This is a genomic window from Acidobacteriaceae bacterium, assembly GCA_028283655.1.
Taxonomy (GTDB): Bacteria; Acidobacteriota; Terriglobia; order Terriglobales; family Acidobacteriaceae; genus Granulicella.
Map to the genome: position 1 here is coordinate 2,950,715 of JAPWKE010000003.1, position 12,375 is coordinate 2,963,089.

Below are 12,375 nucleotides of genomic sequence, written 5' to 3' on the forward strand. Positions count from 1 at the left end.
TGCAAAAACCCGTTCCAGTAAAGGCTATTACTCCCAGCGCGATGCTTCGTAGCACTCGTGTCATTCAGTTTTCCCTTAAAGTATTCGACGATATTCGAACTTATTTCTGCTCCCCGGGAGCTTCGTGCGCTCTGCTTGCGTCATATATCAGCAGAAAGCTGTAATTTTCCTTACCAGGTATCCCGCATGTGGATTGTACGGCTGGCCCTGCGCCGCCCCTATACCTTTGTTGTCTTGTCGCTGCTCATTGCGCTGCTTGGCATTGGCTCGGCGATTGAAACGCCGAAGGACATCTTTCCGTACATCAACATCCCCGTCATCACGGTGGTGTGGACGTATAGCGGCCTGACGCCTGCAGAGATGCAAGGGCGCGTCGTTACCGTAGCGGAACGCGCCCTGACCACCACGGTCAATGACATGGAGCACACCGAGAGCCAGAGCTATCAGGGCGTCTCCGTCATCAAGATCTTCTTCCAGCCCAACGTGAAGGTTGAGCTGGCATTCTCGCAGGTCACAGCCGTCATGCAGACCATCCTGCGCGTGCTGCCTCCGGGAGCATTCCCACCCTTCGTCATCAAGTACGATGCATCGTCGGTTCCGATCCTTCAACTTGCCCTCAGCGGCAAGGGCCTCACCGAGGCCGATCTCTACGACGACGGCCTGCAGTTCGTTCGCCCGCGCCTCGCGAACGTCAAGGGTGCCAGCGTTCCGCTGCCCTTCGGTGGCAAGGTCAAGCAGGTGATGGTCGATACCGACCCAAATCTGCTCTTTGCCCATCATCTTTCGGCCACCGATGTTTCTACCGCCATCTCGCAGCAAAACCTGATTCTGCCCGCCGGTACGGCCCGACTCGGCAACCGCGAGTACATCGTCAAGACCAACTCCAGCCCCGACGAGCTCTCTGCGCTGAACGATCTACCGATTCGCGCCTCAAACGGGGCGATGGTCTACGTGAAGGACGTTGCCCAGGTTCACATGGGATATGCCGAGCAGACCAATATCGTGCGGCAGGATGGCAAGCGGAGCGCTCTTTTGACCGTGCTCAAGAACGGTCAGACGTCCACCCTTGATATCGTTTCAAACACGCGAAAAATGATCCCGCAGCTCACTGCCGGGCTCGGCAACCTGAAGATCACTCCGCTCTTCGATCAGTCGGTTTTTGTGCGGACTTCGATTGACGAAGTTGTGCGCGAAGGCTGTATTGCCGCGGCTTTGACGGGTTTGATGATCCTGCTCTTCCTCGGTTCATGGCGCTCGACGGTCATCGTTTGCGTCTCGATCCCCCTGTCGATTGCAGTGTCCTTAATCGTACTTTCTGCGCTCGGTGAAACGATTAACGTGATGACGCTCGGAGGCATGGCGCTGGCCGTCGGCATCCTTGTGGACGACGCGACCGTCGAAATCGAGAACACGCACCGCAACATGCAGGAGAAGAAACCGCTCACCCGGGCCATCCTCGACTCCGCCCAGCAGGTTGCCGCGCCAGCGTTCGTTTCGACGCTCTCTATCTGCATCGTCTTCATCCCGGTCGTGCTGCTGACCGGCGCGGCGAAGTTCCTCTTTACTCCGCTCGCGATGGCCGTGGCCTTCGCCATGATGGCCAGCTACTTCCTCTCGCGCACGCTCGTGCCGACGATGATGCACTTCCTGCTCGCAAAGGAAATCGACCTCTACCAGAGCGAAGGAGCAAGCGAGCGCGAAGAGAAGAACAACTTCGTCTGGCGCTGGCACATGAAGTTCGACCGCCAGTTCGAGCGCATGCAGCATAGCTACAAGGGCGCGCTCGAGTGGTGCCTGGACAATGCCACGCTGACGCTGCTGCTCTTCGCCGGTCTCGTCGTTATTTCACTGCCGATGCTCTTTTTCATCGGTCGCGACTTCTTCCCGTTCGTTGACTCGGGGCAGATGAGCCTGCATGTAAATCCGCCGCAGGGCCTGCGTATCGAGGACTCCGAGCAGTACTTTGCCAAGGTCGAGAAGGAGATTCGCCAGGTGGTTCCGGCGGAGCGCATTGAGTTGATCCTCGACAACATCGGCCTGCCGAACTCAGGCATCAACCTGGCGTTCTCGAACTCGTCGACGATTTCGAATGCGGACGGCGACATCCAGATCTCGTTGAAGCCCGGCAAGAAAGACACGCAGGAGTACATGCGCAAACTGCGCACGGACCTGCACCAGAAGTTCCCGGACGCTGAGTTCTTCTTCACCCCGGCAAACATCACCAACCAGATTCTCGACTTCGGCCTGCCTGCTCCGATCGACGTGCAAGTGGTCGGCCATGGCAAGAACAACTACCAGCTTGCGCTGGAGCTGAAGAATAAGATCGCCGCCATCCCGGGTGCGGTGGATGTGCACATCCACCAGCGCGTGGAGTATCCGACGATGCACATCGACGTCGACCGCTCGCGCGCCCGACAGCTTGGGTTGACGCAGCAGGACGTCGCGCAGTCAACGCTGATTTCGCTGACCGGCACGGGACAGACCGCGCCGAACGAGTGGCTGAACCCGGCCAACGAGGTGAACTACCAGATCGTGACGCAGACGCCGATCTATCGCATCAACTCACTCGATGCGCTGGCGCGGACCCCGGTAACGACAGCCTCCGGCGTCTCCACACAGATGCTCGGCAACATTGCGAGCTTCCGTCGCGATGAGTCGCCGATCGTGGAGAACCACTACAACATTCAGCCTGTCTTCGATGTGTATGCTGACGTCGACAAGCGTGACCTTGGCGGTGTCTCGGACGAGATCAACAAGATCGTCGCGCAGATGTCGAAGACGTTGCCGAAGACGACGACGATCGTTGTTCGCGGCGAAGTGCAGACGATGAACGAATCGTTTGTTCGCCTTGGCATTGGCATCATCTTCGCTATCGGACTGGTGTACATGCTGATGGCGGTGAACTTCCAGTCATGGCTCGATCCGGTCATCATCCTGATGGCGATTCCATGCGCGTTCTGCGGCATTCTGTGGATGCTCTTCATCACGCAGACAACGTTCAGCGTGCCGAGCCTGATGGGCTCGATTATGACGATCGGTGTGGCGACGGCGAACTCCATCCTGATGGTGGTGTTTGCCAACGATGAACGCCTCGCAGGCAAGGACCAGCGCGAAGCGGCACTGAACGCCGGGCATACGCGTCTGCGTCCGGTGCTGATGACTGCGCTGGCGATGATCATCGGCATGTTGCCGATGGCGCTGGCGTTTGGCGAAGGCGGCGAGCAGAACGCTCCGCTGGGCCGAGCGGTGATCGGCGGCCTCCTCTTCGCGACACTGGGCACACTCTTCCTTGTACCGACGATCTACTCGCTGCTGAAGAAGAACCCTCCGAAGGACTTCAGCTATGTGGTGGAGGAGGAGTATCACCAGGGCGATGCAGAGCACATGCCACCGAAGCGCAGGATCGACCCTTCCACAGGTTTGCCAGAAGAGAACGGTAACAACAACGGACCACAGGAGCAGCCCGCCTGATGAGCGACGGACACAACATGAACGACGATGAAAAGAAGCTTCCCTGGCCTGCGGAGAGTGATCCGCAGAACGTAGGCAATGAGTTTGCCGACCCTTCGATTGCCGACCGCCGCAAGGTGGGCGAGGCGTACGCTGACCCGAACTCGCTGGATGACCGGCGCGTGGGACACAACTTCGAAGACGCCAACTCGAGCGCGAAGAAGCACCACAAGCCGTTGAGCGAACGCGTTCCCAAACCCGCCAACCGCAGGCCGCTGTACATCGGCCTGATGGTCTTCGCGGTGATCTTTCTTCTGGTGCTGCTGGTGGGTGGTCTGCCAAAGCTCTTCGAGCGGCGAGAGATCAACAAGCAGGCAGAGCAGGAGAAGGACGCAAAGCCTACGGTGAACGTTGTGCGCGTGGCGCGCTCAACGGCGCAGGCGGGGCTGGCGCTGCCGGGCACGAGTATTCCGTTGAACGAAGCGTATGTCTACGCGCGAGCGAGCGGCTACCTGCAGTCGTACAAGGTGGACATCGGCGACCACGTTCACAAGGGCCAGTTGCTGGCCGTGGTGGACGCGCCCGATCTGGACGCACAGGTCGCACAGGCCCGTGAGCAACTGCGCCAGTCGCAGTCGCAGGTGATGACGCAGAAGGCCCAACTCGCGCTGGATACGGTGACCGTGCAACGCTATCGCGTGCTGGTGACCAAGGGTGTCTTCTCGCGCCAGCAGGGCGATCAACAGGAGGCCGCGTACGCACAGTCTGAAGCCAACGTTGCGGCCGCACAGCGCAACGTGGATGCGTTCAAAGCCAACCTCGATCGCGTGCTCTCGCTGCAGAGCTATGAGTATGTACGTGCGCCGTTCGATGGTGTGGTGACGCAGCGCAACGTGGACGTCGGAGCGTTGATCAGCAGCGGCGGACAGAGCTCTGGCGGCATTACGCCGGCGCCGATGGGGCAGACCTCCAGCGCAGGTGGAACAGCGCAGGCAGCAAGCTCGAACAGCGGCGGATCTTCCGGAAGCACGAGCACGGCGGCAACCTCGGCGCAGTCGCCGGGACAGGGAGGACCGCTCTTTGGCATTGCACAGATGCAGAAGCTGCGCGTGCTGGTAAGTGTGCCGGAAGGCTATGCTCCGTTCATCCATGTGGGCGCGAAGGCGCAGTGCCAGTTTCAGGAGTATCCGGGCAGGGTCTTTGAGGGAGATGTGACACGCACCGCGGCATCGGTCGACCAGAACACGCGGACGATGCTGACCGAAGTGCAAGTGGACAACAAGGACCGCAAGCTGCTGAGCGGCATGTACGTAGTTACAACGTTCCCGGCAGCGCCGGATATGAAGCCGCCGATCGTGATTGCCGGCGATGCTATCGCGATCCGCAAGGACCGTTCAACGGTTGCGTTGGTGAAGGACGGCAAGATTCATCTGGTGCCTGTAACGATTGGCCGCGACCTCGGCAATGTGGTGGAGATTACGAGTGGCCTGCAGGAAGGTGACACGATCGTGACCACGATCGACGACGACGTGACCGAGGGCCGCGAAGTAAATGTGCAGATGGAGAAGTCTGCGGCGCAGAAGCCGACCGCAGCCCCTTCCCAGAGCGCGCCTCCGGGTGGCAGCACTCGCTACAGCGATCAGGCGATTACGGACCGCAACGTGATGGGCGAACAGCAGCAACAGAACCAGCAGTCGCAGGGTAAAGGCAAGGGCGAGCCACAGAAGAGCTCGCAGAGTGCGAGCAAGCCATGAAGAGACGCCACTACACACTCGCCGCAGTAGGCCTGGCCGCGTTTGCGGGTGCGGCAGGCCATGCCCAGAACCCTTCACCACCGCTGCCCCAGCAGTCGATGCCTGCACTGAGCCCTGCGCCTACGGAGCGCAGCGTCCCGCAGGGGCCTGATGCTTCGGCAGCGCCGAATGCGCAGGCGAAGGAGCCGGATGTAACTCCGCTGGCAGCACCGGTGAAGACGCCGGATGCGCCTTCGCCACAGGTGACCGCGATCAGCAACAGCACGACGCTGCCCGCGCGCGACAACGCGCATGGGCTGGAGCCGAAGTTCCTCGGCTTCCTGGGGCCGTATCGCACGCCGGAGGTTCCAACGCTGTTTGCAGGCGATGGTGGGAGACTGCAGTCGCTGATTCGCAACGGCAAGCTCTACCTGACACTCGACGATGCGATTGACCTTGCGCTGGAGAACAACCTTGACGTGGAGACGGAGCGGTACAACCTGGTGCTGGGCCGCACGGACGAAGTGCGCGCCAAGGGCGGCGGGTCGCTACGCGGGATTGAGTACACGGTGAACGAAACGCCTGCGGGTGTAGGTGGGCCGGGCTCTCCGCTGCTGAACGCGCAGACGGCGAATACGAATCCGACGACACCGACGGTGACCGACCTGACGAGTTTGAACTCGCTGACGCAGACATCGAAATCGCTGGCGCTGACGACGAATGCGTACTCGACAGGAGCGAACGTTCCGCTGTTCGATCCGCAGTTGATCGGCACGGCAGGATGGTTCCGCCGCGACAACACGGTGACGCTAACGGGTGGAACGACGTCGTCGACGTCCAGTTCCAGCTCGACGACCTCTACCGGGACGTCGTCGACGAGCCCTGGCGCATTGGATTTTACGGCGCTGAACCTTGCCTACGTCGAAGGCTTTGCGACGGGCGGACAGCTGACCGCGATTGGCAACAACGACGCGCAGGCGATTTATGGTTCGCAGTCACAGGGCAATCCGTTTTCGCGGCCGAGCACCTCGGTGACGTTTACGCAGCCACTGCTGCGTGGCTTTGGGCCCAAGGTGAGCCTGCGCTATGTAACGCATCGCGCGGACGAACCGCAGGATCTCACAGCTGGTGTTTGAGCAGCAGGTGCTGGACACGGTGTATGGCGTGTCCAGGCTGTACTACGACCTTGTCTCGCTGGGCGAGAACGTGCTGGTGAAGCAGGAGTCGCTGCGTGCGGCGACGAAGCTGCGGCAGGACGATGAAGACCAGGAGACGCTGGGGACGCTGGCCCCTATCGAGCTGACGCGGGCGCGGGCGTTGGAGAGTTCGAGCCGCTTCGACCTGGTGCAGGCCGAAGGCTTGTACAAGCAGCAGGAGATTATCCTGCGCGACCAGATTCTGCGGACGGCTTCGCCGGTGTTCCAGCAGCAGTTCGATCGTATTGTGCCGACGGACACGATTCATGTTCCCGAAGCGATGGAGCAGGAGAACGTAGAGCAGCTTGTGGCGGAGAGTCTGGCTCGGCGGCCTGATCTGGCGCAGGCGCAGTTGCAGGTGGAGACGGGGCGCATCAGCGCAGCGGCGAGCCGCAATGCAGCGCTGCCGCAGTTGAACCTCTACGGCAACGTGTCGACGCGTGGGTCGGCTGAGCAGGCGTATGACGTGCTGGGTTCTGCGGGGACGGGGCTGGTGACGAATCCGCAGGGGCTTGCTGTTGGAGGCCTGCGTGTGGCGACGATCTACCAGGCTGGCGTGCAGTTGACGTTGCCTCTGCGCAACCGTGTGGCTGAGTCGGATGCCGCGCGCGATGTGGTGCAGCTTCGCGAAGTAGAAGCGCATGTGGAGAAGTTGAACGCGCAGGTGCGGGAGCAGGTGGAGACTTCGGTGGTCGCGCTGGATACGGCGCATGCGGCGTATCGTGCGGCGGCGGAGAGTCGTACGTATCAGCAGCAGCTTCTTGATGCGGTGAAGGACAAGCTGAGCGTGGGGCAGTCGACGGATCTGGCAGTGCTACAGAACGAGGCTTACCTGGCACAGGCGAAGTCCACCGAAATCGCGGCACGCTCGAACTGGATGAAGGCGCGGATCGAGCTGGATCATGCGCTGGGCGATCTGCTGGAAAAGCACAATATTCAGCTGGAGGATGCGATTCGCGGGCAGATGCCTGGTCGGTAGGCGTCTGCTTTATTAGCTTGATGTTGCTGGGTTGAGAGGGGGATTGCCTGTGTAGGCAGTCTCCCTTTTTCCTTGGTGGCCGGGTGGAGGAAAGAAGACGCTACGACGCTAAGGGCGCCAAGTTTCGCCACGCACCTCAGGGGCTGAAGCCGTCCCCTTCTGTTCGGGGCAGTTGTGGCGCTTGTGATTGGGACATTGTGATTGGAGAACATTCCGCGAAGCCACGAGGTTGCTGGCTGGAGAAGCGAACACGGAGGGCACGGTGTGGCCACGGAGGTGCACGGAGGTTTGGGTGGCTTGAACGGTGTTGGGGCTCTCGTGGTGCGGTGTTTCTTGTTTCAAGTGGCTTAGAAAAACTGTGCAACGTGTTTTTGTGAGTTTTGAGTCGTGTTGATGCGGCTTTTGGTGAGTTGAGGGCTTGGCAGGGTTTTGCGGTGGTCGGGTTGGCTAGAATCCTTTCTGTGGGAGAGACGTTTCAGTTTGAGCATCGCGTGGAGTTCGTGCCGGAGGGCGCGGAGGAGATTCTGCGCGGCGTTGTGGCCGGGCCGGGAGTGTTTGCGCTACGAGGTGAAGCCGGTGAGCCCTATCTGACGCGTGCGGCGGACCTGCGGCGACGGATGCGGCGGTTGCTGGCTCCGCCGGAAGCGGTGGATGATCAGGGGCGGCCGGTGTTGTCGAAGCGGCTGAATCTGCGCGAACGCGTGCGGTGGATTGAGTGGACGGCGACGGGGTCAGAGTTTGAGTCGACCGTGGTGCTTTACTGCGCGACGCGCGAGGTCTTTGGCGAGGAGCAGGCACGGAAGCGGTTGCGGCTGAATGCTCCGGCGTTTCTGCGGCTGACGATGGAGCATGAGCATCCCCGGGTATATGCGACGAACAAGCTGAGTGCGCGGGCGCTGGCGAATACGTTTGGGCCGTTCCCTTCGCGGGCGGCGGCGGAGCGCTACTGCGATGCGGTGCTCGATCTGTTCAAGCTGCGGCGCTGCTATGAAGATTTGCAGGTGAGCCCGGAGCATCCGGGCTGCGCGTATGGCGAGATGAAGAAGTGCATGGAGCCTTGCAAGGCAGCGTGCATGCAGGACGAGTATGCCGCCGAAGCGGCGCGGGTGCAGGCGTTCTTTGCCACGCGCGGTGAGTCGATGCTGAACGAAGTGGCCGTGGAGCGCGATAAGGCGAGCGAAGAGATGGACTTCGAGCGCGCGGCGGAACTCCATGCGAAGTGGGAGAAGGTGAAGGCTGCAGCTGCGCTGGCGGATGAGTTGGTGCGCACGGTGCCGGAGTTGCAAGCGCTTGTGGTGCAGGAAAGCTCGAAGAGCCAGGGTTCAGGGGATGAAGCCGCGGTGTTTCTGCTGGAGCATGGGCAGATTGCCGGGCCGGAAAGGTTATCGACGCTGGGAGTGCGGGCGGTGCGGGAGCAGACGGCGGTGGGGTCGAGCTTGTTTGCGCAGCCGTTGATGCTGTCGGCCGTGCCTTTGGAGCAGGGTGTAGGAGGGAGCGTGCAGGGGGTAGAAAGCTCCTTGGAAGGGGCGGCTGCGGCTGATGCGGCACCTGCGATCGCTGCGGTGTCGCTGCCTCCTGAAGAGCGGGTGCGGGTGTTGGTGGAGCGGTTGGAGAGTCGGGCGCAGAACGAGGTTTCACTGGCGGTGATGTGCGATTTTCTGGCGCTATTTCGGCGGTGGTACTACCGGCCGGAGAAGCAGAGAGCTGGCGAGGTGTTTCTGCCGAACGCGGATGGAAGCTGGCCGGTGCGGCGGGTACTGAATGGCGCGGCGAGAGTGGTGCTGGGTCCGCCGAAGGAGGTGGCTCCGGTGGACCGCGAAGCCGCTGCAGCGATGAAGACGAAGATGCTGCACGAAGGGCGCGAAGGTGTGGAGCGTCTGGTGGCGGTGTTGCCGAAGAGAAAGCGTGGGAAGAAACGCAGCAGTGATGACGACAGCCCTGTTTCGAGAGTTTCATGAGGCACCAGAGGTCTTTTCGGCGCCATTTCCTGCCGTCTCCTCAGCAACCACAGCAGCAGGGCAAAGCTTGACGCGGTAAACTTGAGCCATCCCGAGCGAGTGAGGCATAGAGCATTGGTAGAACTGGCGTTTTCGATTCTTGCAGCGGACTTTGCGCACCTGGCCGATGAGATCAAGCTGGCTGAAGAGGGTGGCGGGACCATCGTCCATGTGGACGTGATGGATGGGCACTTTGTGCCGAACATTACCTTTGGGCCGCCGGTCGTGAAGGCCATTCGCCCGGTCACGAAGCTGCCGCTCGATTGCCATCTGATGATCGAGAACCCGGATGCGTACATCCCCGAGTTTGCCAAGGCGGGCGCGGACATGATCAGCGTGCAGGTAGAGGCTTGCCCACATCTGAATCGGACGCTGCAGCATATTCTCGACCACGGCTGTAAGGCGGGTGTCGTGCTGAACCCGGCGACGCCGATCGGGATGCTGTCCGAAGTGCTGCCGATGGTGGACTATGTGCTGGTGATGAGCGTGAACCCAGGGTTTGGCGGGCAGAAGTTTCTGCCGCGCGCGGTCGACCGCATTCGCCTGCTGGCGCATATTCGCGAAGAGCAGGGGCTGAAGTACCGCATTGAGGTCGATGGCGGGGTTTCGAAGGAGACCGTGGCTTCGGTGGTGGATGCCGGCGCGGATATGCTCGTGGCCGGATCGGCGATCTTCCAGCCAGGCAAGACCGTGGAGAATGCCAAGGAGTTTCTGACGATTGCCCGGGCTGCGGCAGGAGAGTAGCTCCAGGCAGGTCTTAGAGGAAGACGGTAGAGCGTGGATTTGCGGCGGGGTGGTCCTATGGGCTGCCCCGTTTGTTTTGTGGCTGGGAAGCGTCGCCATACGGAGACGGCAGGAATGAACGAAAGCGAACATGGAGAACACGGAGAGGCGCAGAGGAGCATGGAGAAATCCGTGCTCCTTCTTTCTTTTGTGTGAGTTGACAGGGTGTTTTGTGGGTGAGGGAAGCGATTCGCGAGGGGAGCCGTCTAACGGGTTGAGCACGAATTTGTGTAGGGATTTAGAATGGAATGAGTCCCCGCATAGGCGCATTTGGCGCGCTGTCGCGGCGGCGCAATGAGGTTTTCTTTCGATGATGTTTTCCTCCCCGATTCTCCGTCGCTCGGCGCTGGTGATGGCGTTGGCCTCCGGCGCAGCGCTGATGCCCTTTTCTCTGCATGCGCAGGTGACCGGATCGACTACGACGACGACCGACAGCCAGGGCAAGCCGCAGACAAACGTGTCGATGTCGGCACAGTTGCCGGGCAAGAAAAAGAAGAAAGAAAAGGTCAAGAAGGAAGACCGTGTCCAGCAGACGAAGGACACGAAGAAAGAGATCAGGAAGCAGGACAAGTACAACCCCCTGCTGAAGAAAGACGCAACGCTTCCTGATAAGCAGCTTTATGACAAAGCTCTGCTGATGGAGAAGAAGGGTCACTTCGACGTGGCCCGTCTGGACCTGCAGACGTTGCTGAATACGTACCCGGATTCGCAGTACCAGATGCGCGCCAAGCTGGCGATTGCCGATAGCTGGTACCAGGAAGGCGGCTCTGCCGCGCTGGCGCAGGCCGAGCAGGAGTACAAGGATTTCATTACGTTCTTCCCGAACGTACCGGAAGCTGCCGAAGCGCAGATGCGCGTGGGCGACATCTACTTCAAGCAGATGGACGTGCCGGATCGCGATTACGCGAAGGCGATCTCCGCCGAGACGGAGTACCGGACGATGCTGAAGCAGTATCCGGATGCCCCGCCCGCGATTTTGAAGCAGGCCCGGCAGAAGCTGCGCGACGTGCAGGAAGTTCTGGCGACACGCGAGGCTGAGATTGCAGCGTTCTACGCAGGCCATGCGAACTGGGCGGCGTCGATTGCGCGCTACCAGACGGTTGTGGACACGTATCCGCAGTACAGCCACATGGACGATGTGCTGATCGGCATTGGCGACGCGTATGCGACGCAGGCTGCAGCCGTTCGTGCGCGTCCGGTGTGCGCCCCCGGCGTAAAGGTGGCCTGCCTGACCGAAGCGTCGAAGTCGAAGCTGGAGCAGACGTTTGATACGAAGGCAACGGCGGCGTACACCCGCGTTGTCGTCGACCACTCGGCGGCTCCGCATGCTGAGGACGCGAAGGAACGCCTGGCAGCGCTGAATATGCCGATTCCGACGCCGACGCCTGAGCAGGCAGCGGCCAGCGAAGCTCTGGAAGGCAGCCGCGCACAGTACGATCTGCGCAACCGCCTGGAGTTGCTGATCTTCCGCAAGCCGGATACGGTGACTGCGGCGCAGGTAGGCGATCCACCGCTGGAAGATGCTCCGGCAACGACCGCTCCTACGGTCGCAGAGGACATTACGCGCGACTACGAAGTAGCGATCAACCCGAATGCCAAGCCTCTGCCTGCAGCGAAGCCTGTTGTAGCGGCGGACGCCCCGGCAGATGCGGCTCCCGCAGATGTAGCTCCTCCTGTTTCGGCCGCTCCTCCGACGTTGTCGGATGTACCGGCGGCGGGAAGCGAGAATACTTCGGGCACGTCGACGGAGATGGCTCCGGCAGCGACGAGCGGTGGAACTGAGACGGGCGTAGGCGCGACGATCGTGTCGACGGGCGGCGGAACTCCGGCAAGCTCGCTTCCGGCAGCGACGGGCGCAGCCGATGAGAACTATGGCCTGAAGACGGTGAAGCCGAAGACGGATGCGACGCTTGCTCCGGTGGAAGCTCCTGCTGAGGCACCTGATCAGGTGAACGAAGCGAACGGTAAGAGCCAGCCAGCGGCAGAGCAGAAGGCCGATGGAAAGAAGAAAGATCCGAAGCCCGAATTTGACAAGGGTGACGAAAGCTCCAGCAAGCATAAGCCGAAGAAGGGCTTGAAGAAGATCAATCCTTTCTAAGAGCAGAGTGCAGAGCGTAAAAGGGCGGCCAATCGGTCGCCCTTTTACCTTTTGGCGGATGACCTTAGAATGGCGCTCATTGGGCAGGAACGCAGGGTGGAGATGCCCCTACTCCCTACTCCCTACTCCCTACTCCCTA

Annotated in this window: 7 protein-coding genes; all 7 read left to right on the forward strand. The window is 61.0% G+C overall.

Annotated features, from left to right (window positions below; translation table 11 throughout):
• Window positions 1-186: 186 nt before the first annotated feature.
• The 7 genes from PW792_15255 (at window position 187) to bamD (ending at window position 12,236) form a co-directional block, all read left to right on the forward strand.
• Window positions 187-3,471: an efflux RND transporter permease subunit gene (locus tag PW792_15255; GenBank protein ID MDE1163280.1), complete on the forward strand. Its 3,285-nt coding sequence runs from the start codon at window positions 187-189 to the stop codon at window positions 3,469-3,471.
• Window positions 3,471-5,204, forward strand: coding sequence for an efflux RND transporter periplasmic adaptor subunit (locus PW792_15260; protein ID MDE1163281.1), 1,734 nt, complete (start codon window positions 3,471-3,473; stop codon window positions 5,202-5,204). Before PW792_15255 ends, PW792_15260 begins: the two co-directional genes overlap by 1 nt.
• A complete protein-coding gene (locus PW792_15265; GenBank protein MDE1163282.1) occupies window positions 5,201-6,319 on the forward strand; it encodes a hypothetical protein in 1,119 nt (372 codons plus the stop codon). Before PW792_15260 ends, PW792_15265 begins: the two co-directional genes overlap by 4 nt.
• Entirely contained in the window at window positions 6,312-7,358 is a 1,047-nt protein-coding gene (locus tag PW792_15270) for a TolC family protein (GenBank protein MDE1163283.1), read from the forward strand. Before PW792_15265 ends, PW792_15270 begins: the two co-directional genes overlap by 8 nt.
• A 461-nt stretch (window positions 7,359-7,819) precedes the next feature.
• Window positions 7,820-9,316 carry an excinuclease ABC subunit C gene (locus PW792_15275; protein MDE1163284.1) on the forward strand — a complete coding sequence of 499 codons (1,497 nt, stop codon included), beginning with the start codon at window positions 7,820-7,822 and terminating at the stop codon, window positions 9,314-9,316.
• Between the two features lie 114 nt (window positions 9,317-9,430).
• On the forward strand, window positions 9,431-10,099 hold the full coding sequence (gene rpe, locus PW792_15280) for a ribulose-phosphate 3-epimerase (protein ID MDE1163285.1): 669 nt from the start codon (window positions 9,431-9,433) through the stop codon (window positions 10,097-10,099).
• A 349-nt stretch (window positions 10,100-10,448) separates the two neighbouring features.
• Entirely contained in the window at window positions 10,449-12,236 is a 1,788-nt protein-coding gene (bamD, locus tag PW792_15285; protein MDE1163286.1) for an outer membrane protein assembly factor BamD, read from the forward strand.
• The last annotated feature ends 139 nt before the right edge of the window (window positions 12,237-12,375 follow it).

Coding starts and splice junctions, on each gene's coding strand:
- PW792_15260 (MDE1163281.1), top strand. CDS start 3,471: ATGAGCGACGGACACAACATGAACGACGATGAAAAGAAGCTTCCCTGG.
- PW792_15255 (MDE1163280.1), top strand. CDS start 187: ATGTGGATTGTACGGCTGGCCCTGCGCCGCCCCTATACCTTTGTTGTC.
- PW792_15265 (MDE1163282.1), top strand. CDS start 5,201: ATGAAGAGACGCCACTACACACTCGCCGCAGTAGGCCTGGCCGCGTTT.
- bamD (MDE1163286.1), top strand. CDS start 10,449: ATGATGTTTTCCTCCCCGATTCTCCGTCGCTCGGCGCTGGTGATGGCG.